Origin of the sequence: Vibrio sp. 99K-1 (assembly GCF_013114585.1) — a bacterium.
Classification (GTDB): Bacteria; Pseudomonadota; Gammaproteobacteria; order Enterobacterales; family Vibrionaceae; genus Vibrio; species Vibrio chagasii_B.
This window is the reverse complement of sequence record NZ_VTXF01000042.1, coordinates 1-26,304: the sequence shown is the minus strand read 5'-3', so window position 1 is coordinate 26,304 and position 26,304 is coordinate 1. Positions and strand designations below refer to the sequence as shown.

23 protein-coding genes, 1 tRNA gene and 1 riboswitch are annotated in these 26,304 nt (G+C 46.4%); of the genes, 11 read left to right on the top strand and 13 right to left on the bottom strand.

The window, feature by feature from the left end; translation table 11 throughout:
• Positions 1-4: 4 nt before the first annotated feature.
• A complete protein-coding gene (gene recQ / locus F0228_RS23705; RefSeq protein WP_008221506.1) occupies positions 5-1,843 on the bottom strand; it encodes an ATP-dependent DNA helicase RecQ in 1,839 nt (612 codons plus the stop codon).
• A 180-nt stretch (positions 1,844-2,023) separates the two neighbouring features.
• On the opposite strand from recQ, the gene rarD reads away from it, so the two are divergent.
• The 5 genes from rarD (at position 2,024) to tpx (ending at position 7,706) form a co-directional block, all read left to right on the top strand.
• Positions 2,024-2,932, top strand: a complete 909-nt coding sequence (gene rarD / locus F0228_RS23700; RefSeq protein WP_105057883.1) for an EamA family transporter RarD — start codon at positions 2,024-2,026, stop codon at positions 2,930-2,932.
• 86 nt (positions 2,933-3,018) lie between these two features.
• Positions 3,019-3,813 (top strand): AraC family transcriptional regulator, encoded by a 795-nt coding sequence (locus tag F0228_RS23695; RefSeq protein WP_171762898.1) that lies wholly within the window; start codon positions 3,019-3,021, stop codon positions 3,811-3,813.
• Positions 3,814-3,902: 89 nt separating this feature from the next.
• The gene (locus tag F0228_RS23690; protein ID WP_004741201.1) at positions 3,903-4,565 is read left to right on the top strand and encodes a LysE family translocator; all 663 of its coding nucleotides are present in this window, start codon (positions 3,903-3,905) and stop codon (positions 4,563-4,565) included.
• Between the two features lie 91 nt (positions 4,566-4,656).
• Positions 4,657-6,414 (top strand): gamma-glutamyltransferase, encoded by a 1,758-nt coding sequence (gene ggt, locus F0228_RS23685; protein WP_105057886.1) that lies wholly within the window; start codon positions 4,657-4,659, stop codon positions 6,412-6,414.
• A gap of 794 nt (positions 6,415-7,208) precedes the next feature.
• Complete coding sequence (tpx, locus tag F0228_RS23680) at positions 7,209-7,706, top strand: thiol peroxidase (protein ID WP_008221518.1); 498 nt, start codon at positions 7,209-7,211, stop codon at positions 7,704-7,706.
• Between the two features lie 120 nt (positions 7,707-7,826).
• On the opposite strand, the gene uvrD is transcribed toward tpx, so the two are convergent.
• The gene (gene uvrD, locus F0228_RS23675) at positions 7,827-10,001 is read right to left on the bottom strand and encodes a DNA helicase II (RefSeq protein WP_171762897.1); all 2,175 of its coding nucleotides are present in this window, start codon (positions 9,999-10,001) and stop codon (positions 7,827-7,829) included.
• A gap of 263 nt (positions 10,002-10,264) precedes the next feature.
• Here uvrD and F0228_RS23670 point away from each other — a divergent pair, with 263 nt between their 5' ends.
• From F0228_RS23670 to F0228_RS23655, 4 genes are all read left to right on the top strand, one after another.
• On the top strand, positions 10,265-10,525 hold the full coding sequence (locus F0228_RS23670) for a DUF2282 domain-containing protein (protein WP_004741206.1): 261 nt from the start codon (positions 10,265-10,267) through the stop codon (positions 10,523-10,525).
• A gap of 79 nt (positions 10,526-10,604) precedes the next feature.
• On the top strand, positions 10,605-11,459 hold the full coding sequence (locus F0228_RS23665; RefSeq protein WP_171762896.1) for a DUF692 domain-containing protein: 855 nt from the start codon (positions 10,605-10,607) through the stop codon (positions 11,457-11,459).
• A complete protein-coding gene (locus F0228_RS23660; protein ID WP_171762895.1) occupies positions 11,456-12,223 on the top strand; it encodes a DNA-binding domain-containing protein in 768 nt (255 codons plus the stop codon). The genes F0228_RS23665 and F0228_RS23660 overlap by 4 nt, the downstream gene beginning before the upstream one ends.
• A gap of 1 nt (position 12,224) precedes the next feature.
• The gene (locus tag F0228_RS23655; protein ID WP_171762894.1) at positions 12,225-12,683 is read left to right on the top strand and encodes a DoxX family protein; all 459 of its coding nucleotides are present in this window, start codon (positions 12,225-12,227) and stop codon (positions 12,681-12,683) included.
• Between the two features lie 69 nt (positions 12,684-12,752).
• Here the strand turns inward: F0228_RS23655 and F0228_RS23650 are convergent, their stop codons facing one another.
• Both F0228_RS23650 and F0228_RS23645 read right to left on the bottom strand, forming a co-directional pair.
• Positions 12,753-13,034 (bottom strand): hypothetical protein, encoded by a 282-nt coding sequence (locus tag F0228_RS23650; protein ID WP_004741210.1) that lies wholly within the window; start codon positions 13,032-13,034, stop codon positions 12,753-12,755.
• A 103-nt stretch (positions 13,035-13,137) separates the two neighbouring features.
• Positions 13,138-14,337, bottom strand: coding sequence for a multidrug effflux MFS transporter (locus F0228_RS23645; RefSeq protein WP_205416594.1), 1,200 nt, complete (start codon positions 14,335-14,337; stop codon positions 13,138-13,140).
• A 101-nt stretch (positions 14,338-14,438) separates the two neighbouring features.
• On the opposite strand from F0228_RS23645, the gene F0228_RS23640 reads away from it, so the two are divergent.
• The gene (locus F0228_RS23640; protein WP_171762893.1) at positions 14,439-15,380 is read left to right on the top strand and encodes a LysR substrate-binding domain-containing protein; all 942 of its coding nucleotides are present in this window, start codon (positions 14,439-14,441) and stop codon (positions 15,378-15,380) included.
• A 122-nt stretch (positions 15,381-15,502) separates the two neighbouring features.
• Positions 15,503-17,293: an aminopeptidase P family protein gene (locus F0228_RS23635; protein WP_171762892.1), complete on the top strand. Its 1,791-nt coding sequence runs from the start codon at positions 15,503-15,505 to the stop codon at positions 17,291-17,293.
• Between the two features lie 300 nt (positions 17,294-17,593).
• Here the strand turns inward: F0228_RS23635 and thiH are convergent, their stop codons facing one another.
• From thiH to F0228_RS23590, 9 genes are all read right to left on the bottom strand, one after another.
• Entirely contained in the window at positions 17,594-18,706 is a 1,113-nt protein-coding gene (thiH, locus tag F0228_RS23630) for a 2-iminoacetate synthase ThiH (RefSeq protein WP_061034302.1), read from the bottom strand.
• A 7-nt stretch (positions 18,707-18,713) separates the two neighbouring features.
• A complete protein-coding gene (locus F0228_RS23625; RefSeq protein ID WP_171762891.1) occupies positions 18,714-19,478 on the bottom strand; it encodes a thiazole synthase in 765 nt (254 codons plus the stop codon).
• Positions 19,479-19,480: 2 nt separating this feature from the next.
• Positions 19,481-19,690 carry a sulfur carrier protein ThiS gene (gene thiS, locus F0228_RS23620; protein WP_116869898.1) on the bottom strand — a complete coding sequence of 70 codons (210 nt, stop codon included), beginning with the start codon at positions 19,688-19,690 and terminating at the stop codon, positions 19,481-19,483.
• Entirely contained in the window at positions 19,687-20,469 is a 783-nt protein-coding gene (locus F0228_RS23615) for a HesA/MoeB/ThiF family protein (RefSeq protein ID WP_171762890.1), read from the bottom strand. The genes thiS and F0228_RS23615 overlap by 4 nt, the downstream gene beginning before the upstream one ends.
• Complete coding sequence (locus F0228_RS23610) at positions 20,459-21,751, bottom strand: thiamine phosphate synthase (protein ID WP_116869896.1); 1,293 nt, start codon at positions 21,749-21,751, stop codon at positions 20,459-20,461. Before F0228_RS23610 ends, F0228_RS23615 begins: the two co-directional genes overlap by 11 nt.
• Positions 21,751-23,700, bottom strand: coding sequence for a phosphomethylpyrimidine synthase ThiC (gene thiC / locus F0228_RS23605; protein WP_171731678.1), 1,950 nt, complete (start codon positions 23,698-23,700; stop codon positions 21,751-21,753). The genes F0228_RS23610 and thiC overlap by 1 nt, the downstream gene beginning before the upstream one ends.
• A gap of 128 nt (positions 23,701-23,828) precedes the next feature.
• A riboswitch (TPP riboswitch) is annotated at positions 23,829-23,927 on the bottom strand.
• 62 nt (positions 23,928-23,989) lie between these two features.
• Positions 23,990-24,373 (bottom strand): fluoride efflux transporter CrcB, encoded by a 384-nt coding sequence (gene crcB / locus F0228_RS23600; protein ID WP_004736665.1) that lies wholly within the window; start codon positions 24,371-24,373, stop codon positions 23,990-23,992.
• A gap of 100 nt (positions 24,374-24,473) precedes the next feature.
• Positions 24,474-25,856 carry a multicopper oxidase family protein gene (locus F0228_RS23595; RefSeq protein WP_171731677.1) on the bottom strand — a complete coding sequence of 461 codons (1,383 nt, stop codon included), beginning with the start codon at positions 25,854-25,856 and terminating at the stop codon, positions 24,474-24,476.
• A 344-nt stretch (positions 25,857-26,200) separates the two neighbouring features.
• A tRNA-Trp gene (locus tag F0228_RS23590) sits at positions 26,201-26,277 on the bottom strand.
• Between the last annotated feature and the right edge of the window lie 27 nt (positions 26,278-26,304).

Genomic DNA, 26,304 nt, shown 5'->3' with positions numbered 1-26,304 from the left:
GTTATTAGCCGTGTGTTGTGATGTGTTCTTGAATCAAATCTAGGAATGGGTCGGCGTACTTGTCGAGCTTACGCTGGCCCACACCATTTACCGCTAACATTTCACCGTAAGAAGTCGGCAGAACTTCTGCCATATCAATCAATGTTGCGTCACTGAATACCACGTATGGGGGTAAGCCATCTTCGTCGGCAATTGACTTACGCAGCTTACGCAGTTTTGCAAATAGCTTTTTATCATAGTTCTTGCTGCTTAACTTGTCTGACTTAGCATTACGTACCGCGGTGTCGAGACGAGGCACCGCTAACTCTAGCGACATCTCACCACGCAGCAATGGGCGTGCCTCTTCAGTTAACTGCAAGGTCGAGTTACGTGTGATGTTTTGGAACAACAAGCCTTTATGAATGAGCTGACGGAAGATACTGATCCAGTAGTCATGGCTGTGGTCGCGGCCAATACCGTAAGTTGAGAGCTTATCGTGACCATTATCGCGCACACGGATGTTCTGCATGCCACGCATCACTTCAACGACGTAGCCCATACCAAATGACTGATTCACACGGTACACACACGACAACGCCTTCTGCGCCTCTTGGGTCGCATCAAAGTGTTTTGGCGGATCTAAGCAGATATCGCAGTTGCCACATTGCTTCTCACGATATTCGCCAAAGTAGTTGAGCAGTACCTGACGACGACAAGTTTGCGCTTCAGCAAAAGCACTCATCGCATTCAGCTTGTGCATCTCAACCTGCTTTTGCGGGCCTTCTTCTTTCTCATCCAGCATACGACGCAGCCAGCCCATATCAGCAGGGTCAAACAGCATCATCGCTTCAGCAGGCAAGCCATCACGACCCGCACGGCCAGTCTCTTGATAGTAAGACTCGATGTTGCGTGGAATATCAAAGTGAACCACAAAGCGTACATTAGGTTTGTTGATGCCCATACCAAACGCCACCGTCGCGACAACGATCTGAATATCATCGCGTTGGAAGGCTTCTTGAACGTAAGCGCGCTCATCGGTGTCCATACCCGCGTGATAACCCGCAGCACGAATACCGTTGTTGCACAGCTTCTCGGTGACCATCTCGACTTTTTTACGGCTACCACAGTAGATGATGCCACAATTGCCCTTCTGAGTTTCTAGGTAGCGAACCACCTGAGACACTGGTTTGTGTTTCTCAACAAGATTGTAGCGAATATTAGGACGGTCGAAGCTGCCCAAATAGGTATGCGGATCCACCAGCTGTAAGCGCGAAACAATATCTTTGCGCGTTGCATCGTCAGCTGTTGCCGTCAGCGCCATATAAGGCACGTGCGGGAAATACTGTTTAAGCTGACCCAATGACGCGTACTCCGGGCGGAAGTCGTGTCCCCATTGGGAGATACAGTGCGCTTCATCGACCGCAATCATCGAAAGCGGTAAACCTTGTAGCCGTTCAATGAAATCACGCATCAACACGCGCTCTGGTGACACATAAACCATCTTAAGCTGACCTGAGTTCATGCGATTAAACACACTCAGTAGCTGATCACGCGGCATGGAAGAGTTAATACACTCGGCTGCCACACCATTGGCTTTCAACTGATCGACTTGGTCTTTCATCAACGAGATAAGCGGTGAGATAACCAGGGTCAGCCCTTCACGAACTAAAGCAGGGATCTGGTAACACAAAGATTTACCACCACCCGTCGGCATTATCACCAAGCTATCTCGGCCTTGAACAGCCAAATCAATGACCTCTTGCTGACCATCGCGAAAGCTTTGATAGCCAAATACATCTTCGAGGATGTTTTGCGCATCATTCGCGGGAGTTGGTGTTTGCTCAGCAATCAGAGTGGCGGTCATTGTGGTTCCTAATCGAGGTATAAAGTCAGCATGCAGCATCGGCAGGCAAGTCGCACATTGTAGAGTGGAATGCTGGCGAATTAAACCGCAAATTGTTAGGTGAAAAGGGTTAACGCTCCTATACTGACCAACTCTCTTTATAAATCCTATTAATAAGCACTCTGTGCCAGAGAAAGTGACATGACACAAGACGAACAACAACGTACACGCCAAGGAATCTTGCTTGCGATTGGCGCGTACACCATGTGGGGAATCGCTCCCATATACTTCAAATCTCTCAGTGAAGTATCCCCTCTCGAGATCCTGAGCCACCGTGTAGTATGGTCCTTTTTTCTACTCGCTTTACTGCTGCACGTTGGTCGTGGCTGGCGCAAAGTGCGCGATACTTTGACTTCAAAACCGAAAATGATGTTTTTGGTGGCAACTTCACTTTTAGTGGGGGCCAACTGGCTGATCTTCATCTGGGCAGTCAATGCCAATCATATGCTGGATGCCAGCCTCGGCTACTACATCAACCCTTTGATTAACGTATTGCTTGGAATGTTCTTCCTTGGTGAACGTCTGAGAAAACTTCAATGGTGTGCGGTGGCGCTTGCGGCTATCGGTGTGCTTATCCAGTTAATCGCCTTTGGTTCGATTCCAGTTGTCGCTATCGCACTGGCCTTTTCTTTTGGTTTCTATGGCTTACTCCGTAAGAAAGTGAACCTAGAAGCGCAGACTGGCTTGTTCATTGAGACCTTAGTGATGCTGCCAGCGGCGGCAATCTACTTATTATTCATTGCAGACACAGCGACGTCAGACTTTTTGGCGAATCCAATGCAGCTAAATTTACTGCTGGTCGCTGCGGGGGTAATTACCACTCTGCCACTACTTTGCTTTACGGGTGCAGCAACCAGACTCAAGCTTTCGACACTGGGCTTCTTCCAATACATTGGCCCTAGCTTGATGTTCTTGCTTGCGGTGTTGATCTACGGTGAAGCCTTTACCATGGATAAGGCGATTACCTTTGCTTTCATTTGGGGTGCACTGGTGATCTTCAGCTTCGACGGTCTGCGCAATAACAAGAAGAGTAAGCAAGTGAAAAGCTAACACTGATCGTTTTTTACAAGACAATCTATAGATACAGAGATAAGCTTGGTTGAATTGATGATAATTTAACCAAGCTTTTTTATGCCATGGATAAAGTCCACTACTACTCGACATCTAGCCAAGATATCAGCCTGATCCAAGCTCAATACCAAGAGTTTGCCTTTCAGCGCCACTATCATTTGGACTTTCATATCGGCCTAATCACCCAAGGGCAGCAGAAGTTTGTCTATAAGGGGACGAGTTACCACGCAGGTGCCGGACAAGTGGTGATGATGCCACCTGATGAGCTGCATGATGGTCATTCAAAGCTCGAATCGGGTTACCAAGTGAATGTATTTTCTGTCTCTCCTCAATGGTTTGGCGATCTTGCCGATCACAGCGAAAATGGTCACGCTTTGAGCTTTTCTAAGTTGATCCTCTCCGATCAAGCGACTTTTTTACAATTGCGTAACCTTCATGGGCTACTTATCAATCCAAACATCAGCCAGCTCGCCCAAGATTGCCTACCATTCGAAGGTTTTTCGACGATTGTTGATCGTTACGCGCAGTTTGGATCGAAAACTCAGGTGAAGCTTGGCACTCAATCAGTGAATACACTCAAAGACTATTTAATGGCAAACCTCGACCAGCCAGTGCGCTTAGAGCAACTTTCTGAGCTGTGCGACCTGACAACGACTCAATTTCAGCGTCATTTTAAGAACAAAATGGGCATCACCCCTTATGCATGGTTAAGCCGCTTACGCATGGAGCAAGGCATGCGATTAATTAAATCAGGTGTCGGCGGAACTGAGGTCGCTCATCAAGTGGGTTTCTACGATCAAGCCCATTTCTCAAAGGCATTTAAGACCGCATTTGGTGTTTCTCCATCGAAAATTAACTAAGTGTTGATAATTTACAATTGAGAGAATCGAAATCACGGTAAGCTGCGCTCAACAACTCTCGGCAGAACAACCCCGTTATTGGAACAGATATGAATGAAGTCACCATATTAGTCACCCTCGCCTCTATCCACTTTATCGCTTTGATGAGCCCAGGCCCTGACTTTGCACTTGTGGTACAAAACGCAACACGCCACGGACGACAAACCGGCTTATACATTGCTCTCGGACTCTCTTGCGGGATCTTACTGCATTCATTGTTAAGCCTGACAGGCATCAGTTACCTAGTCCACCAGCACCCAACTCTTTTTGCGCTCATGCAATTAGCTGGCGGCAGCTACTTACTGTATCTCGGCTTTGGTGCGTTAAAAGCAACATGGCAACTCATTAGCCACCACGAAGAAGAGACAGACACGGTCAACTCAAAAGATCTGATTCTGACCAATAAGCGTCAGGCATTTTCGAAAGGCTTTGCGACCAATATTCTTAATCCAAAGGCATTGGTGTTCTTCATCAGCTTGATGTCGAGCTTGGTACCGGCTGACATGTCGCTTTCAGGGAAAGGGTTTGCACTGCTGATCCTATTCGGCCTATCACTGTTCTGGTTCTCTCTATTAGCGTGGATGCTTTCTACGAAGGCACTGCAAAAGAAACTGAGTGAAGCGACAGTCTACATTGATGGCTTATGTGGTGTTGTGTTCAGCCTAATTGGCGTCAGTATTCTTTGGCAGTCGCTGTCTGGTTTAATCGCTTAAATTCGAATCAAGATTACAATTCGTTAACAACGTACTGGCTATCTTATCTTTCCACTGCCAATCTAGCTCTGCATATTAAAAGGAGAAGATCATGCAGTGGAAAACAAAACTAACAACCCTCGCCACTTCTACCCTACTTTTTGCCTCTCATGTCAGTTGGGCAAATCAAGCTGCCGATTCCGTCGCTCCCGAACAAAGTAGTGGTTTAGAAGCCAAGCAACTCGTAAAAGCTAACGACTGGATGGTTACCGCAGCCAACCCTCTGGCAACCCAAGCGGGTGCCGATGTACTGGCTCGTGGTGGTAATGCCATTGATGCGATGGTTGCTGTGCAGCTGATGCTTGGCTTAGTAGAGCCGCAATCGTCAGGTATTGGCGGTGGCGCCTTCCTTGTTTATTTTGATGGAAAAGACAAACAACTTAAAACCTACGATGGTCGTGAAACCGCACCACTTGATGCTACACCACGCCTGTTCCAAGACGAAAACGGCCAACCGCTTAGGTTTTATGATGCCGTGGTTGGTGGTCGCTCTGTGGCGACACCGGGCACAGTCCAACTATTGTGGGATACTCACCAGAAATACGGCAATCTAGAGTGGGCATCGCTGATCAAACCTATTGCTCAGCTCGCTGAGAAAGGTTTTACCATCAGCCCACGTTTGGCGACCTTGATTGAAAACGACCAAGAACGACTAAGCCGTTTTGCCACAACCAAAGCCTACTTCTTTAATGCCGATGGCAGCCCAAAAACCGCGGGTACGCTGCTTAAGAACCCTGAATATGCTGCAACATTGAACGCAATTTCAAAGGATGGTGCTAAGGCATTTTACCAAGGTGAGATTTCTGCCGACATCATCAACACGGTACAAACCGCCAAAGGTAATCCGGGTGTATTAGCACAAAAAGACTTCGACGCCTATTCAATCAAACAACGCGAACCAGTTTGTTCTGCTTATGAGAGTTACGATATATGCGGCATGGGACCACCAAGTTCAGGTGCATTAACGGTTGGGCAGATCTTAGCGATGACCGAACAGTTTGATCTGAAATCATGGGGGCCAAACGACGCGAAATCTTGGCAAGTGTTAGCGGACGCTTCTCGTTTAGCCTTTGCAGACCGTGGTATGTACATGGCAGACCAAGATTACGTGCCAATGCCAACCCAAGGGTTAGTAAATACTGACTATTTGCAGGAACGTGCCCAGCTAATTACTGCTGGAAAGGCATTAGACAGTGCACCATCAGGCACCCCACCGTGGGATCATGCCATGCTACGCAGTCAAGATGTGTCTATTGAACTGCCGTCCACCAGCCACTTCAATATTGTCGATAGCGATGGCAATGTCGTGTCGATGACCACCACCATTGAGAATGCATTTGGCTCACGCTTGATGGTAAGAGGCTTCCTACTCAACAACGAACTGACCGACTTCTCGTTCAAGACCCACAACGATGGCACACCTATCGCAAACCGACTTGAACCAGGTAAGCGTCCACGCTCTTCAATGGCACCGACTATCATCATGCAAGACGATAAGCCTTACATGGCGATTGGTTCTCCGGGTGGTAGCCGTATCATAGGTTATGTAGCACAAGCGATCATTGCTCATACCCAATGGGACATGGATATCCAGCAAGCGATCAACCAACCGCACTTCCTAAACCGCTTCGGCACGCTAGATCTGGAAAAAGGAACATCGGCAGAAAACTTCAAACCTGAGCTCGAAAAGATGGGATTTGAGGTCAACATTCGCGATCTTAACTCGGGGTTACACGCCATTCGCATCACAAAAGATGGTCTAGAAGGTGCAGCAGACCCTCGTCGTGAAGGCGCTGCCATCGGCCAATAAGGGTAAATACTCCCTTTTTACTCACTGCTTTGTGCGAGATCTCTCACAAGACAGTGAGTAAATATCGATATTTAACTGCGAATTTAAGCACTAACATGTCGTAACCAGTTGAAATAAAACAAAACGTACATTTATCGTTCAAATAATTATATAGAAATTCGCTTATGCACCATTGCTGATAAATAAGGAATCGGTAGTATGGATGGTGTCGGAAGGATGCTGACACGGAACAGGAAACGCCAAGGACTTGGTTATCTTCAGGATGAAGATTCGATTACTCAGGATGAATAATCGGCATGGATAGCGAAATGGACATTGAATGGACGCAATAGTAACTAGGATGGTTGCTACTAAGGAAAGACAATGGACACCTCTGGATGAGGAAAGGACTGAACATCAGGATGATGTAAAGGACACCGCTCAAGGAACAAGTGACGCGCGCTAACGAGGATTGTTGGCAGATCAGGATAAGATCAAGGACACCGCTAGGAAGGCGACGAAAGGAATACGCTGAAGGATAACAGCACACTATCATGGATTTGATGCATGGAGCACACTTAGTAGCCGGATTGCTGCGAGTAAGACTATAGACCCCGATGAGCGCAAGCTCTCGGGGTTTTTCTTTATCTGCCTCTTATCGATTGATGTTTTCACCCCTCCTCGAATCTAAGAAACGCTTCAACTTAATTACAATTCTGACATTTAAATCATTCACTTCTTAACCGCTTCCGAGTAACGTAAGCCTTACTAGGATCAACTAGTTTCATAACCATAATTAAATTAAGGACAAATTCATGTCACACGTTACCTTCAAAGGCGCAGCTGTACCGTTATCTGGCACATTCCCACAAACTGGCGAGCAGGCACCAAGCTTTGCACTAACTGCAGGCGATCTTTCTGAACTGACTCTTGCTTCTCTTGCAGGCAAGAAAGTGGTTCTAAACATCTTCCCAAGCATCGACACAGCAACTTGTGCAACGAGCGTACGTACGTTCAACGCAAAAGCGGCTGAACTTGAGAACACAGTTGTTGTTTGTATTTCTGCTGACCTCCCATTTGCTGCAGGTCGCTTCTGCGAGCTTGAAGGCATTGAAGGCGTTCAACACGCTTCGACTTTCCGTTCACCTGAGTTCGCATCTGACTACGGCGTAGCAATTGCTGAGGGCCCACTAGCAGGCCTGACAACACGTGCGGTTGTTGTTGTTGATGAAAAAGGTGTGGTAACACACAGCGAGTTGGTTGCAGAGATCACTGAAGAGCCAAACTACGAAGCGGCACTGACTGCGCTATAAGCTCCCTTCCACCCAATAATCTATTGCGACTGCCTAGGCGATACGCAATAAAAAAGAGCAGCCATTGGCTGCTCTTTTTGTTTTCAATAATCAACGGTTATTAGATGTCGAAGTAACAAGTTAAAGCTGCTCTAAACGCGCGTAAGCCGTCACCAACCACTTAATCCCTTCACCGTTAAACGCGACTTGCACTCGGCTCTGTGGGCCACTTCCTTCAAAGTTGATGATAGTACCTTCACCAAACTTAGGGTGCTTCACGCGAGAACCTAAGCTAAAGCCTGTTTCATTAAAGTTCTCTTTGACTGCAGTTTGGCTAAAGCGACCACTGCTCGCAGGGCGACTGACCTGCGCCTTCATACGAACTTCATCCAGACAGGTTTCGGGTAACTCACGAATAAAGCGTGATGGTTTGTGGTATTTGTCTTGTCCGTACAAACGGCGCATCTCAGCGTAAGTGATGTACAGTTTCTCCATCGCACGAGTCATGCCTACGTAACATAGACGGCGCTCTTCTTCTAAACGCCCCGCTTCCTCAGCAGACATCTGGCTTGGGAACATGCCTTCTTCGACACCCACCATGAATACCATTGGGAACTCTAGACCTTTAGCACTGTGTAGAGTCATAAGCTGAACCGCATCATCAAACTCATCAGCCTGACCTTCACCCGCTTCCAAAGCCGCGTGCGTTAAGAATGCTGTTAGCATGCTCATCTCATCGGCTTCTTCTGGCTTCTCGAACTGACGAGTTGCCGTTACCAATTCTTCCAAGTTCTCAATACGCGCTTTCGATTTCTCGCCTTTCTCTTGCTCGTACATCGCAAATAGACCTGAAGATTTAATCACATGGTCAGTTTGCTCATGTAAATTCAGCTCTAACGTGTCGTCTTCAAGCGCATTAATTAACTCGATAAAGCGGCTTAAGGCACCCGCTGCACGACCTGGCAGTACTTGTTCTTCCAACAAAGCGATACTCGCTTGCCACATCGTCGCACCACGGTCACGCGCTGCAAATCGAATCGTCTCTAGAGTCTTGTCACCCAAGCCACGTGTTGGCGTATTAACCACACGTTCAAAAGCGGCATCATCGTTACGGTTACCCATTAAACGCAGGTAGCTCAATGCATCTTTGATCTCCTGACGTTCGAAGAATCGCATACCACCGTAGATTCGGTATGGTAAGCCCGCTTGAATCAACGCTTCTTCCAGAACACGAGATTGGGCGTTATTACGATAAAGCATCGCCGTATCTTCGAGTGCACCACCTTTCTCTTGCCACTCTTTAATCTTACTTACCGTGAAGCGAGCTTCATCAAGCTCGTTGTAAGCTGAGTAGACGGAGATTGGCTCACCATCGTTACCATCGGTCCACAACTCTTTACCCATTCGCTCAGTGTTGTTTGAGATAAGCTCGTTCGATGCTTGCAAGATGATTTTGGTTGAGCGGTAGTTTTGCTCTAATCGAATCGTTGAAGCGCCAGGGAATTCGTCCAAGAACTTCTGAATATTCTCGATTTTTGCACCACGCCAGCCATAGATAGATTGATCATCATCACCTACGATCATCACTCGACAATCAGGGCCAGCCATCATACGCAGCCAAGCATATTGGATGTTGTTGGTATCTTGGAATTCGTCGACCAAAATATGCTTAAAGCGCGCTTGGTAGTGCTCACGAATGTGTTTCTTGTCGCGCAATAGCTCGTGTGATCTCAGCAAAATCTCCGCGAAGTCCACCAATCCAGCACGGTCACACGCTTCTTGATAAGCCGAGTAAATCTTTAACCATGTTTGAGTTACTGGATCATGGTAGGCATCAATGTGGTTCGGGCGCAGGCCTTCATCTTTCTTGCCGTTGATCCACCACGAAGCTTGCTTAGCAGGCCACTGCTTTTCATCGAGGTTTTGTGCTTTGATTAAGCGGCGTAATAGACGAATCTGATCATCGGAATCAATGATCTGGAAGTCTTCTGGCAATTTTGCATCTAGGTAGTGAGCACGCAGAATACGGTGACAAATACCATGGAAGGTACCGTTCCACATGCCTGACGAGCTGCCCATCATCAACTCTTCAATACGACCACGCATCTCTGCCGCCGCTTTATTGGTGAAGGTTACTGACATTATAGAGAACGGGGATGCTTGCTCGACACTCTGCAGCCAAGCGATACGATGCACCAAAACTCGCGTTTTACCACTACCAGCACCAGCCAGAATAAGTAGGTTTTCTAAAGGTGCTGCGACCGCCTCACGTTGTTTGTCGTTTAGGCCATCGAGTAAAAGCGAAGGATCTATCATTGGATATGCTCACTACTGGGTATTTATACATAAAAGTTGATTATAACCTAAACACTAGGCTGCGTTTAGAATATTAAGAAGAAAAAACCATCAAAAAATAACATCACTTAATCAAACACTTAACAGGTAAATCATCACTGATTTTGATAATACTTATAATACTGTGAAATTATTTTCGGGTTGTTCCTATCCTTTTTAGTAAGCAAGTTAACAACTCATTAACCTGCGATGTGTAAATACTATTAAGTCTAGAGGGAATGACTATGAAAAATTCTAATCTTGCTGTTACAGCTGCAATCACAAGTGTACTAGCGTTTGGCGGTGCCGTTCTTACATCAGCACCAGCGGAAGCAGCAGCGAAAGAAAAATGCTATGGCGTATCAAAAGCTGGCCAAAATGACTGTGCAACTAAAACAAGTTCATGTGCTGGTACAGCAAAAGAAGACAACCAATCCGATGCATTCGTGGTCGTTCCTAAAGGACTATGTGGCAAGTTAACTGGTGGTAGCACTCAATCATCATAATGCCTGAAGGCATAACTGAACCACTCAGTATGGTGAGCTGAATACCAGCTCACCTCCACTACCCATTAGGAGAATCGTTGTGACTCAAACTCTTCACCCCAACGCAGGGGTTGGCCTTAGAACACCGCACTTAGATTTCTTCAGCCAGAATTCTGATTTGGTAAGTTGGTTAGAGGTTCACAGCGAAAACTACTTCTTACCCCATTCTTCACAGCGCCAACAACTCCGAGAGATTCGCAATCATCACCACATAAGCTGTCATGGGGTCGGGTTGTCTCTTGGTTCTGTTGAACGAATCAACCAACAGCACTTACTGCAACTCAAAACACTTATTGATGATATCGAACCTTTCTTGGTCTCTGATCATTTGAGTTGGAGCCAAACTGGCGGTCACTACTTCAATGACCTGCTACCACTACCTTATACCGAAGAAGCGTTGGACGTCTTCTGCCGTAACGTAAGCGAGGTTCAAGACAGTTTGCAACGTCCAATGTTAATTGAGAACCCGTCAAGCTACCTCGCTTTCAAGCATTCAACGATTCCAGAATGGGAGTTTTTGGCTGAGGTACAAAAGCGCACCGAGTGTCGCCTACTGCTCGATTTCAATAATATTTTCGTCTCATCGTTTAATCATGGCTTCAGCTGTGAAGAGTACCTCAATGGCATACCAGCAAACCAAGTGGAAGAGATTCACTTGGCAGGTTTTACCAAAAAGAAGCTCGAGCAAGGTGAAATTTGGATAGACACGCACAGCAAACCCGTCTGTGATGAAGTGTGGCAACTTTACACTCAGTGGATAGAGAAACATGGTTCTCGCCACACCTTGATTGAGTGGGATTTAGATATCCCAGAGCCACACATTCTATTGGCAGAGGCTGCCAAAGCCAGTGAAAAACTGTATCAACATGACAATCAAAGGAGTCGCGCCTCATGAGCTACTCCCTAGCGGATGTTCAATCCGAATTTGCTAATGCCCTGCGATATCAAAATGACGGCGAGCACTGCGACATCGTGAGCGATCATTTTAGCGATCAGCAACGCATCCAAATTTATCGCAATAACTTTGTGATTAGCTTAAGCGAAGTTCTCGCTGCAACTTACCCACTGACTGAGATGTTAGTTGGTGAGGAGTGCTTCCAACAAATGGCACGTCAACATGTTCTTAGTTACCCATCGACCTCTGGAGATGTCAGTGGTTATGGCGAGCACTTCGAACAAACCATACAAGCCTTTCCTGCCGTTATGGAGGCAGCGCCTTACCTTAGTGAAGTGGCACGGTATGAATGGCAAAAGGACAGTTTAGCGAGACACGCGTGTGCAACTCCGCCGAATCAACAGCCTCTCTCTTGTTTATCTTCAGTGCCACAAGAGCAGCAAGGCACCTTGGTTTTTCACCTCAAGGATTCGGTAACACTATTCGATTCTTGCTATGCCGTAATAGCGCTTGAACACGCTATCTACCAACAGCAACTGGAAGGGTTAGACATCAATCACGCAGAGTTTGGGATAGTAATCCGAGTCGAGAATTCACAGCTCGAATGCCATAACCTAGCTGAGGAGTGCCACCAACTGCTGATTGAGCTTCAATCTGGTAAAGCACTTGGAGAAGTAACGCCTTCACTACTGCAACATCTGAATGCTGTCATGGCGCTCAACGTCATCTCAGGTTTTTCAATCAATGATGAATTGGAGACATAATATGGATAACAACACAGTCACAAACATGATGGCTCAATACGACAATTTGATTGAGAAATCTCAGGCACTTTTCGTCCCAGTGCTACTTCTTTTCTGTCGCCTTTGGGTGGCGTGGGTATTCTTCAATTCTGGGCTGACCAAGATAGCGACCTGGGATAGCACCCTCTACTTGTTTGAATTGGAATATCAGGTGCCGCTATTGCCGTGGGAATTAGCGGCCTACATGGGGACAGCTGCTGAATTGATTCTACCGGTATTCTTAGCGCTTGGTTTGTTAACACGCCCGATGGCCGCTGCGCTTTTTGTTTTCAACATTATTGCCGTCGTCTCTTACCCGGTATTATGGGACCAAGGCTTCTACGATCACCAACTATGGGGATTGATGATTCTTATCGTCATCGTATGGGGTGCTGGACCGTTTTCATTAGATAGAGTTTTGAAGGTGCAATTTAGAGGCTAACTAAAAGATCGACCGCCCCAAACGCAAAAAACCACTCAATTGAGTGGTTTCTTTTTAACTGGGGTAAGCTTACTTTTCTAGAAAAGCTTGAAGCTCTTCAGCCGAGATACCTTGCTCTGCTAGCTCTTTTGCTAGTAACTGAACCTGTTCACCTTTACGAGACTCTACCACACGCTGAAATTGGTAAATGATATCTCGCAAAGTATCGATTGGAACTTGTTTTGCCGCACTGCGAATACGCTCTTCACTTTGGTTGCCCAGCTCTTTAAGCAGTTTACCAAACATGACCTTTTCAGGTGCATCTTCCATTTGTTCTAAGACGCGCGCCATTTCGTAGGTTGTTAATGACATTACAGTATTTTTCCGTTGGGGACTTACGTTTCAATGAGTGACAAATATACCATGTTTTAACGTTTCGCAAACTGCCATTTGTCTATTTTGTCACCCTTATTGCTTATGCCTTGGCAAACGTTGCATGCCACGACTTACCAGACTTGCTCGCCAACACGAATAGCGCAGGAACAATCAGGAACATTTGTAGCGCGATCATCTCCTGTGACGTTAAATCAAGACGCTGCATGGTGCCAACAAGTAAGCCCGAACCACTCATTTGGAATAAGCCTAATAGCGCTGCGGCTGTACCCGCACGGTCACCAAATGGTTCCAACGCTTTACCTGCTGCCGCACCTAGAATCCAAGCAAAGCCAACAGATGATAAGAAGATAGGAAGCATGAATGCGATTGGAGTCGCATGCTCTGCAAGCACCAACATAATCACGCCCGCCAAACCTAGCATTGAGATACCAACAACCAGTGCTTTATAGGTACCAAAGCGGTCCATAAATTTAGGAGCCGTAAACGCAGCTGCGATGTTAATCGCTGCATTCACTCCGAACCAGAAGGTAAACTCTTTCATGGTTAAGCCAAGGTTCTCCATCAACACAACCGGTGCTGAGGTTACATAGGCGAGGATCACTGCCATCGCCATCAAACATAGAGTTGCGTGGAATAGGAATGAAGGTGTTTTTAATACTGACCAGTAGCGCTCTAGTTTGAACACCGCTACCTTTTCCGTCACCGGGTTCGATTCTTTCATTTGGAAGAATAAGATAGTACCGACAACGACGGCAAAACCCGCCATAAAGCTGAAGTTCGAACGCCAGCCAAATTGATGAGTTAACCAAGCGCCAAGAATCGGTGCCAATGCAGGAATAAAGCAAATAGCACCATTAAGGTAGCTGATCATTCGGCCACTCTTCTCTGGACCAAATAGATCGCGAACCGTTGCAAAGGCAGCTACAGAAGTCGCACAAGCTCCTAAGCCTTGTAGCAGCCGAGCTATTAGCATCATATCAATCGATTGAGCTGCCCACGCCAAGCAAGCACTCAATGCATAGATACTAACACCTCCCAATGCAACGGTTCGACGTCCCAGCTTATCCGCCAAAGGGCCGGCAAATAGTTGGCCGACACCCATAGCAAACAAAAACCAAGTGATCGTATCTTGTGCTAGTGCATGTTCCACGTGAAACGCTGTCGAAATCTGTGGCAGAGCTGGCAGGTAGATATCAATAGCCAAAGGGCTAAAAAGAACCAGCATTGCCAATAAAGCAACCTGCAGTTTACTAGGGGTTGGAAGCGCGTTAGAAGGCACAAGATTCTCCGGATGAGTTAATTTAGGTGCATAATAACCAACTAAAGATATGAACAAAAATGGCATATAATCATTAGCACTATTCCAATAAGGAAACTCACATGAATATCGAGAAACTATCGCGCCTCGACCTCAATCTACTAGTTTGCTTGCAGGTGCTAATGGAAGAGCTGAGTGTTACACGCACTGCACATCGATTGTGCCTGAGCCAGTCAGCCGTGAGTAAATCATTGGCCAAACTTCGCGAACAATTTAATGACCCTCTTTTTACGCGAAGTGCACACGGCCTACGCCCAACACCCAAAGCCGTATTCCTAAAACCACGGTTGGAAACACTGATCAATCAACTTGATCTGCTTACCCAACCTGAGACGTTCATTCCCAACAATAGTGACCACAGTTTTCATATTGCAGCAGTGGAAAGTGTCTACCCGTTGATTCTTCCTCACTTCTTACCTGCGATCTTTCGCCAAGCGCCGAAGGTGAATATCAACACCCACGCTTGGACAGAACAAACCTTTAAGAAGTTACAACTTGGTGAGTTAGATATCGGCCTTACAGGCAAAGACATTGACATCAATGATGCCCGCCTGACCATGCTGCCACCAGATGATATTTGCGAACAAGAGATCTACCGAGATGCACAGATGTGTGTATTGAGGCGCAACCACCCCGCTCTGAGTGGTCAATGGGATCTGGGAACCTATCTGGCACAGCGCCATGTTCAAGTAAGGTGTGACGGTAACGATCGCTGGCTACTCGACTACAAGTTGGCAGACCTCGGCCATCAACGCGACATCGCTATCTCAGTGCCCGACTTCAACAGCGCGGCGAGCCTATGTACCTACACCGACTTTGTATTTACCGCACCAAGCCACTTCACACATCTGGTTGCGAAGCAGCTCGACTTAGTCGTTGTACCTCTGCCAATGGAGTTTCCACCAATGGCATACACTCTGTTTTGGCACCGTGATAGAGAAAACGACCCAGCCTTAACTTGGCTGCGAGATATCATCAAAGAAAAAACTCTGCACCTTAGATAAAAATGGCGTACAGCGTTTGCAGCAAACGAACAAAAGCGCTAGCTTATTGACCTAATAAGTCCCCTCACAGGTATATCGGCTGTGAGTGTTAACAAGGACCCTCACAATAAGGATAAACACAGATGCACAATATCACTGCGGAACGCGTTACTGCGGTTCGAGCTTGGCTTGAAGCAAACCACTTAGATGCTGTTATCATTCCACATGAAGACGAGTACTTAGGTGAATACGTTCCAGCTCATAACGAGCGACTTCACTGGCTAACCGGTTTCACTGGCTCTGCAGGTGCGGCTGTTATCACTCGCGAAAACGCGGCTATTTTTGTTGATGGTCGCTATACCGTCCAGGTTCGTAAACAAGTACCTGGTGAGCTATTTGAGTATCGCCATCTTATTGAAGAACCGGCTTTAGATTGGATCATCAATTCACTCGCACAAGGCAGTAAAGTTGCATTCGACCCACGCATGCATACGGCGGCTTGGTTGAAAGGCGCACAAGCTAAACTGGCTGATAAAGTAGAACTCACAACACTAGCGGCAAACCCGATTGATGAGCTTTGGTCTGATCGTCCTGAGCCTGTAGTATCTGATGTTCGCCTAATGACAACCGATGCCGTTGGCCAATCAAGTGAAAGCAAACGCGCAGAAATTGCAAGCCTACTAAAAGCCAAAGGCGCTGATGCAGCTATCCTTACTGAGCTGGATTCAATCTGCTGGTTACTCAACATTCGTGGTTTAGACGTATCTCGCCTGCCGGTTGTGTTATCTAATGCAATCATTCACGCCGATGAAAGTGTCGATTTCTTCTTAGACCCAGCTCGTATCCCTGCAGGCTTTGAAGCGCACGTTGGTAATGGTATTCGTGTTTCTCACCCATCTGAGCTTGAAGCCCGCCTTAAATCTTTAGAAGGTAAGAATGTGTCTGTTGATTCAGGCACAAGCAATGCTTGGTACACGCTTGTTCTCCAAAACGCCGGTGCTCATATCATTGAAGCAGCCGACCCATGCCTAATGCCAAAAGCCGCTAAGAACGAAACAGAAGTTGCCGGCATGAAAGCGTGTCACATCCGTGATGGCGTGGCGATGGCAAAATTCCTATCTTGGATTGATGCAGAAGTCGCGCAAGGTAATCTGCACAACGAAGCGGTACTAGCAGACAAAGTACAGTCATTCCGCGAGCAAGATCCAACACTAATGGACCTAAGTTTCGACACAATTTCAGCGGCAGGCGGAAACGCAGCCATGTGTCACTACAACCATGAGAACCAGCCTGAGCCGGGTCAGCTAGAGATGAATACTCTGTACCTAGTCGATTCAGGCGGTCAATACCTAGATGGCACAACAGACATCACACGTACTATCGCAATTGGCCAACCAAGCGAAGAAATGATTCAACAGTTCACTCTTGCACTTAAGGGCCACATCGGTATTGCACGCGCTCGCTTCCCACAAGGTACTCGTGGTTTCCAACTGGATATCCTAGCGCGCCAGCACTTATGGGCAGAAGGCTTCGACTATGACCACGGTACTGGTCACGGTGTTGGCCACTTCCTAAGTGTTCATGAAGGTCCGCAAAGCATCTCTAAGAAGCTAATCGACGTGCCTCTTGTTGAAGGCATGGTGTTATCAAACGAGCCGGGTTACTACCGTGCTGATGAGTTTGGTATCCGTATCGAAAACCTAGAACTGGTTGTTGAGCTGCCAACTCAAGGTGACTTCTCAGTGCTAACGTTTGAATCGCTAACACGTTGCCCTATCGACAAGCGCAACATCAGCGTCGATCTACTGACACGTCCGGAACTTGCATGGCTAAACGATTACCACCAAAAGGTGTGGAACGATGTTAGCCCACTAGTTGAAGGTGATACGTTAGAGTGGCTACGCCAAGCAACAACGCCACTAGCTCACGCTTAATGCCAAAATAGATAGGCAACTTAGTCAAACCAGTTTAGCTAAGTTAGATAAGAAAACGGCTACCTTTAGGTAGCCGTTTTTATTTGTCGCTTTCACATCACTGATGTTTCACGTGGAACATTGGCCAAGATGTTATACCAAACTAGATAAGTAGGTGATCAAATAATTGCGCAGGAAAAATCGCTTAGAGCAAGGCATAGATTGCAGCTAGCTAGTTGGCCTACCTACAAAATCTATAACGATGCTATCAGCGATTTTAACTAGCAAGAATGTCCAGATACTTATTTAGATTGGTATTAGTTAGCCTGAGTAAGCGCTATGCCAATCTCGCCATACCGGGTCAAACCCACGTTGACGAATCATAGCCTCAACATCGGCTGCGCTTCTTTCATCACTTATCTCGAACTGCTCAAGCTCTTCCTCACCTGAAGCATAACCACCAGGTTGAGTTTTTGACGCGGCCGACATGCTAGTGATACCTAATGGCAACACGTTATCGCGGAACGTTGCTGACTCACGAGTCGAAAGAGACAACTCAACTTCAGGGTTTAATAATCGATAGGCACAGATAAGTTGTACCAACTGCTTATCACTCATAATCGATTTAGGCTGCAAACCACCCTCACACGGACGAAGACGTGGGAATGAAATCGAGTAACGTGTTTGCCAATAAGTACGCTCAAGATAATCTAAGTGAGCGGCCACGAAGAAACAGTCGGTACGCCAATCTTCCAAGCCAATCAAAGCGCCAATACCTATCTTATCAATACCCGCTTTTGCCAGGCGATCTGGCGTTTCGAGCCGGTATTCAAAATCCATTTTGTTACCACGCAAGTGGTGTTCAGCGTAGGTACTTGGGCTATAGGTTTCTTGGTAAACCATCACCGCATCTAATCCAAGAGTTTTGAGCTCTGCGTAGTCATCTTGATCAAGCGGCTGCACTTCCATCGCAAGATAGTTAAATTGTGCCTTAATATTTGGTAGCACTTCACGGAAGTACTTCATCCCGACCTTAGTTTCATGTTCACCAGTCACCAACAGTACACTATCAAACTTCATCTTTTTGATAGCGGCACTTTCAGCATCGATTTCATCCAAAGTAAGTGTGCGACGCTTAATACGGTTCTCCATTGAGAAGCCACAATACGTGCACGCATTCGCACATAGGTTTGAAAGGTACAATGGAATATACAACGACATTGTATTGCCGAATCGCTTGCGTGTGAGTGCCAACGATTGTTGCGCCATCTGCTCTAAGTAAGATTCTGCCGCTGGAGAGATCAAAGCCTTAAAGTCTTCTAAGTCGCGTTTGGGTTTACTCAGAGCACGTTCAACATCCGCTGCCGTTTTACTGAAGATCGACATACCAATGTCATCCCAGTTGAGTTGTTTAAATCGATCAACAAACGTCATGGCAATACTACTCGTCTAGGAATGAGGTTAACGGGCTGGAAGCAACCGCATGAGATACCTGACCAGCGAGACCTGCAAGGTAAGCCATACGCCCCGCTTCCACTGCCAACTTAAAGGCAATCGCCATTTCAACTGGCTGTTGAGAAGCAGCAATCGCAGTATTAATTAACACAGCGTCAGCACCCATCTCCATTGCACGCGCCGCATGTGATGGAGCACCAATGCCCGCATCTACAATCACAGGGACGTTCGCTTGGTCGATAATAATCTCTAAAAAGTCCGCCGAAGCGATACCTTTGTTCGACCCAATCGGCGCACCTAGCGGCATAACCGCAGCACAACCCACCTCTTCCAATCGTTTACACAACACCGGGTCAGCATGACAGTAAGGCAACACAACAAAGCCATCTTTCACCAGTTGCTCAGCCGCTTTTAATGTCTCAATTGGGTCTGGCATCAAGTACTTTGGATCTGGGTGAATTTCCAGTTTGAGCCAATTTGTGCCTAGAGCTTCGCGAGCCAAGTGCGCAGCAAAGATGGCATCCTTCGCGTTCTTAGCCCCAGAGGTATTCGGAAGTAGATTTACGCCGGCATCAATAATGGGCTGTAAAATATCGTCTTGCTCAGAACGAATATCGACTCTCTTCAGTGCCATGGTTGCCAGTTGAGAACCTGAAGCTTCGATAGCACTCGCCATCAAATGCTTATTGGCGAACTTGCCTGTGCCAGTGAACAGTCGTGATTGGAATGTTTTATCTGCGATGGTTAACATGGTTAGCCCCCTGCAATAGCTTGAAAAAGAGAGATAGAATCGCCTTCATTGACGATGGTTTGTTGCCACTGGCTACGCGGGACAACCGCGTTATTGATAGCGAATACACACCCTAAGTCAGGTAGCGAAAGCGAATGAATAATATCTGCAAGAGAAGATGATTGCGCGACCAGCTCTGGTTGCTCGTTTATTGAAATAGTGATGTTGCTCATAGTGCTTCTTCTTCTAAATTATTGGTCACTGACGAATTGCACACCGGACATTCGATATCTTGCGTAACCGTTAGGTTTTGCCAGTTCATAGTCTTACCGTCGAACAGCTTGAGCTGATGTGTCACCACTTGAAACTCGCCACTGCTAATGCGCTGAAGAGCAGCAAGAGCTTGGAGGTTTCCTATAGTCCCGACTACAGGCCCAATGATGCCACTATCACTACAACGCGCTGTTTGTGGATGGTGGTCAAACGGGAAAAGACAGTGGTAACAGCCCTGCTGGTTTTGATAATCGAAGACAATAAACTGACCTTTCCAACCAATTGCGGAACCTGATATCAATGGTGTGTTAGCCTCGAAACACGCTTGGTTAACTTGCTGGCGTGTGGCGAAGTTGTCGGTACAGTCCAACACAACATCAGCTAGCATCACTTCAAGCTTTAACTGGCTTTCGGCCATTCGCTTGTTGATGGTCCTAACTTGGCTTCTACCATTTAGCTCACTCAGTTGTAGTTTCAATGCATCGACTTTAGCTGTACCAAGATCGCTTTCTTTGAACGCGACCTGTCGTTGTAGATTGGATGAGTCGACACAATCATCATCAACCAACACGATTTTGCCGATGCCAGACGCTGCTAGATAAAGAGCCGCAGCATTCCCCAAACCACCACAACCAATCACTAACACATGACCGTTTAGTAGATTTCGTTGTCCTTGTTCACCAATTTCAGGCAATGCGATTTGGCGTTGATAGCGTACAAATTCAAAGTCACTCAGCATGGCTTAACTCCTGACGAACCTCTTCAGTAAAGGTTGAAGAGTTGCCATTCATAAGAGCTTCGAAAAACTCAATAACCGCTTTTGGATCTTCCGCCAACGTAATTGCACGCACTACCGCGAGGCTCGAGACACCACAATCCCATACCTGCTCTGCCGTCGATTGGTCAATCCCGCCAATAGCCACAGTCGGATAACCGACAAGCTCTTCACTGTATGGAATGGTATCGATAAGCTGCTGGTAAAGAGCTAAACGCACTAGACCTTGCGGCTTTGATGGCATCTGTTTTGTGGTAGTTGGGAAGATATGTCCTAACGCAATGTAACTTGGGTTGATTTGAACGATGCGTAACAACTCATAGTATCCATGTGTCGATAGGCCGATATTAATACCCGCTTGGCTCAGTTGGGAAAGGTTCGATTCTTCAATATCCTCTTGTCCCAAGTGAACACCAAAAGCGCCATGTTTGAGTGCAAGTTGCCAATAGTCATTGATAAAAACCTGAGCGTTATGTTCTCGACCAAGTTCGATCGAACGTGCGACTTGTTGCTCTAAGTCAGCTTGCTGAGGGTTCTTAATTCGCAATTGTACCGTATTGATTCCAAGCTTAAGGAGCTTTTCAATCCAATCAACATCATCTACAACTGGGTACAGCCCGAGGCTTTTCTTAGTCAAATCAGGGAATGAAAGTGACGTTCCTTGATGGGCCCAGCCAACACTAATGCCTAAACGCTTGTCTTCTAAAACCGGAGTTGGAAACTCTTGGTAGTGGCTTGGCCATGTTCCACGTGAAACATTAGACGCAGCGCGTGCGAGAACCAGTGCATCTTCTAATGGAAAATCTAGAGCCAATAGCATTAGTAGCCACGCAAAGTGATGGCAGCTATCTATGGCTTTATGATCGGGGTTAATACTTTTAATAGCTCGATTAGCGTTTAAGTGTGACCAAATATCTAACACGGCAGCGTCATTGGTTACCCCAACGTATATCGTATTAGGGTATTGCGCTAAAGCATCGCGAACATCTGCCAGCGATAACGGCTCGTCATAACTCACAATATGGTCAAGCGAGCCTAGCTGCTCCGCTTCAACTGATACGACATCAGAAGCAAAGCCAATAGTAAGTGAGTGTTGAGAATCAACGATAGAGAAGTATTGAGTTGGGCTGACACCCAACTCAACTGCATCAGTTGCTAAGCCTTGTCGCTTAGCAACCAGTAGACAGTGTTGAACCTCTCCCGTTAACTCAATATATTGAGATGGGATCAGAATTTTCACTGTCATTATTCCTCTAGTTGGGCTTCTTTCGCACCAACGGCTGGGTGGTAAAGCTCTGAGCCAGTATCACGGAATTCTTGTGATTTTTGACGCATCCCTTCCAGCGGATTGTCTAGCATCTTGATCTCGATAGCCTGATCAGCGGCTACTTGTTCTGTGTCTTTAGCATACTCTCTCACTTCCTGAGAAATCTTCATCGAACAGAATTTAGGTCCACACATAGAACAGAAATGTGCGACCTTACCTGATTCTTGTGGCAAGGTTTCATCATGGAAAGAACGGGCTGTATCAGGGTCTAGTGCTAGATTAAATTGGTCTTCCCAACGGAATTCGAAGCGCGCTTTTGAAAGCGCATTATCGCGGATTTGTGCTCCTGGATGCCCTTTTGCCAAGTCAGCAGCGTGCGCCGCTAGCTTGTAAGTAATCAAGCCAGTCTTAACATCCTCTTTATTTGGCAAGCCTAAGTGCTCTTTTGGGGTCACGTAACAAAGCATCGCACAGCCATACCAACCGATCATCGCGGCACCAATACCAGAGGTGATATGGTCGTAACCAGGGGCAATGTCTGTAGTCAGCGGGCCTAATGTATAGAAAGGCGCTTCATGACAATGCTCTAGTTGTTCATCCATATTCTCTTTGATCATGTGCATCGGAACGTGTCCAGGGCCTTCAATTATCACCTGTACGTCATATTCCCACGCCACTTTCGTCAGTTCACCTAAGGTGCGAAGTTCAGCAAATTGCGCCTCGTCATTGGCATCAGCAATAGAGCCCGGACGCAGGCCATCACCTAATGAAAGTGCTACATCGTACTTCGCACAGATCTCACAAATCTCGCGGAAGTGGGTGAATAGAAAGCTTTCTTGGTGATGAGCAAGACACCATTTAGCAATGATAGAACCACCACGAGAGACAATGCCAGTCACACGTTTAGCCGTCATAGGTACGTAACGAAGAAGCAAACCTGCGTGGATAGTGAAGTAATCAACGCCCTGCTCTGCTTGCTCAATTAAGGTGTCACGCATCACTTCCCAGTTAAGGTCTTCAGCCACACCGTTCACTTTCTCAAGTGCTTGGTACATAGGAACCGTACCAATTGGCACTGGGCTATTACGTAGAATCCACTCTCGTGTTTCGTGAATATTTCGACCAGTCGACAAGTCCATCACAGTGTCGCCGCCCCAGCGGGTTGACCAAACTAACTTCTCAACTTCTTCTTCAATCGAAGAGCTTACCGAAGAGTTACCGATATTGGCGTTCACCTTCACTAAGAAGTTTCGGCCAATAATCATAGGTTCTGATTCTGGGTGGTTGATGTTTGAAGGGATAATTGCTCGACCTTCAGCAACCTCTTTACGCACGAACTCAGGGGTAATTTCTTTCGGTAGGTTTGCGCCAAAGTTATGACCAGGGTGTTGATGGTTCAGTTGCTCATCTGCGAACTCCTGACGCCCCATATTCTCGCGAATCGCAATGTATTCCATCTCAGGGGTAATAATCCCCTTACGAGCATAGTGCAACTGAGTCACACATTGCTCGCCAGTCGCACGACGAATTCTAGGCAGGTTTCCGTAACGAAGCTCGTCTAAGGTTTCGTCCTCTAGGCGCTCTTTGGTATACACAGAGCTAACATCATCTAATAGCTCAGTATCACCACGCTCTTCGATCCACTGCTCTCTTAGCTTTGGAAGGCCGTTATAAAGGTCTATCTCGTGCGTTGGGTCGGTATAAACACCGGAGGTGTCATAGACGTGAATAGGAGCATTAGGTTCAAATACAGGCTCTTTTTTGGTACCACCAACAAGGCTATCAGCGAGTGATATCTCTCGAACTGGGACTTGAATGTCCTCTCGAGAACCTTGGATGTAAGCTTTCTTTGAATTTGGATAAGGTTGTACTGATAAAGAATCGATGAAATTCTTCGCTTCCAGTCTTGCTTGTTTACGACTCGACATAGCATTTTTCCTTGGCTTTTAGCCATTATTTATTGGGATAAAAATGCTTGACGGATTGATGCTACAAGAGGGATCACGGTAAGAAATACAGTTGTGATCTGGTGATAGATCTCTAGAGGGATTCTAGTTAGATATCTACTCTTGTTCCCTTCGCAGGTATTAGCCTGATCAGGTTCAACGGATCCCGAGTTAACGGTCTCAGCCATATGGCACTCCGACAAGTACGATCGAGTATATAAAAACGACTTGGATAAACCAAGCCGAGTTGTTAACAAATCGTAAGAAAGTTTTAAGACTTTATCAAAAGTTGGAAGCCGATCCATGCGGCTGAAATACTGAGTACTACATTAAGCAGCACATTAAGCCCCATCTTGAAAAATGCGCCTTGCTGCATAAGAAGCACGTTATCCATCGAAAAAGTGGAGAATGTAGTCAAGGCACCAAGGAAGCCCAAGCCAATAATCTGTCTCCATGGTTCAGTTGCAACCATCTCATTTTCGAACGCGGCGATCAGTAATCCCATAATCAAAGAGCCAATCACGTTAACAGTTAGCGTACCATAAGGAAAACCTCGTCCTAACATCACTACGCATAACTCGGAAATCAGATAACGTGAACAAGCACCAAAAGCGCCACCAATAGCGATAAAACCAAGAATAGATAACTGACCCATGAATCCTCCCAAACAATAATCCCTATATTCTAGCTTTAACGCCGATAAAAGCGAGGGTGGAAACTAAGAATGTATGCGCAAATATTAAACGTTACAGGTGTCACTTAACTTCGATATAACCCATCAGTCCTGTTTTCATATGTTCAATCACATGACAGTGATACATCCAACGTCCGGGGTTATCTGCCACAAATGCCGCTTTAGCTCGACCGTTCTTTCCAAGTAACACGGTATCTGTATGAAAAGGTTCTTCAATCTTTTTGCCATCTAACTCAAGTACCGTGAACGTATGACCATGAATATGGATTGGATGATGGTATTGGGTAACATTCTTAAGATCGAATATATAGGTTTTACCTAACTCTAATGTAGCGAGTGGAGCTGGAATATTATCTTTACTCATTCCTTCCCAGGCTCTTTTATTTGTCAGCCAAAACTTAGGCATGGATTTCCCATCTTTAGAAACCGGCGACACCGCCCCTTCCCACTCAAACACAAAATCGATCTCTTCTGCATTCGCGAGATCTAACTTAGGTACTGGATTCAGAGGCAACAAAGGAAGTGCTTTGCCTTCTATGAGCGTGGAATCTACGACCTCAAATTGACACAAGGAAAAAGGAAAACGTCCCTTCATTTGCAGAACATTCACTCGCTTGCCAGCCTTTGGAGCAATCAGTCCTATATCAACTCGCATACCTGGACCGATTTTATGTTCAGTCAACTTGTAAGGTGTCTTTACTGGGTTGCCATCTATAGCAATAACCCATGCCACAGCACCTTCAACAGCGATAGGATAGGTGATTGTATTATCGACATTGGCTATACGAAGCCTAGTCGTTGCGTGCTGCTTTAACAGATAAGTAGGCTCATGTACTCCATTAACACTACTCCACTCTCCTGGAGTGCCCATACGAGCGCTAAGACGCGGGATCATTAAGTCCTTCCACTGACCTTGCTTATCGAGATGCCAGTGTTTAAGCATCAAAGCATGCTCTTCATCGAACTGAACTGGAGCACTCTCTTCAACAACAATTAGGCCGACCAAGCCCATACCAAGTTGTTTAATGCTGTTCATGTGCGGGTGGTACCAGAACGTACCCGCGTCCGGTGGCGTAAATTCATAGACGAACGTTTCACCGGGCATAATTGGTGGCTGGCTCAAGAAAGGCACACCATCCATTTCGATAGGGATTCTTAATCCATGCCAATGAATTGTGGTTGGTTCTGATAGTTTATTGGTGAAGCGAATCGTAACTTTTTCGCCCTGTCGACAACGAATTGTTGGCGCAGGGATCTGACCATTGAACCCCAAAACGTTAGTAGTAAACCCTGGTACAATTTCAGCAGTCGAAGGCTCAGCAGTTAAGTCATAAACATACCCTCCCTTCTCATCAACCGATCGCTTCATAGAACAAGCAGGGAGAACTGTGAGTGCAGATATAGCGAGAGATGATTGAATAAATTTACGACGAGAGATATCCATATTTGCAGCCTTTTAGTAGTAACGACCAAAATGTAACAAAATATTGAGAATAATTCTCATAAAGAAATGAAGTTCGTGCTTTGGCTATTAATAAAAGAGGCTGAGATAAGTAAGCACTTACATTACCTCATCAGAATGAGCGGAACGAGGGAATAATTGACTGGAATTTAGACCGGTAAAAAGCAAAAAGGCTCTAGCATTTCTGCTAGAGCCTTAAATATGGCAGGGGTGGACTGGGCCGGCACTCCGGAGATTAGACCGGGCTGGAGATCCAGCTCCCAACATTGCTTCGTAGAAGCAACAGATGTAAAAAAGCCTCAGCATTTCTGCTGAGGCTTCGTATATGGCAGGGGTGGAGAGATTCGAACTCCCAACACGCGGATTTGGAATCCGCTGCTCTGCCAATTGGAGCTACACCCCTAAAACTTTTTGTACTTTAGATTCGAAA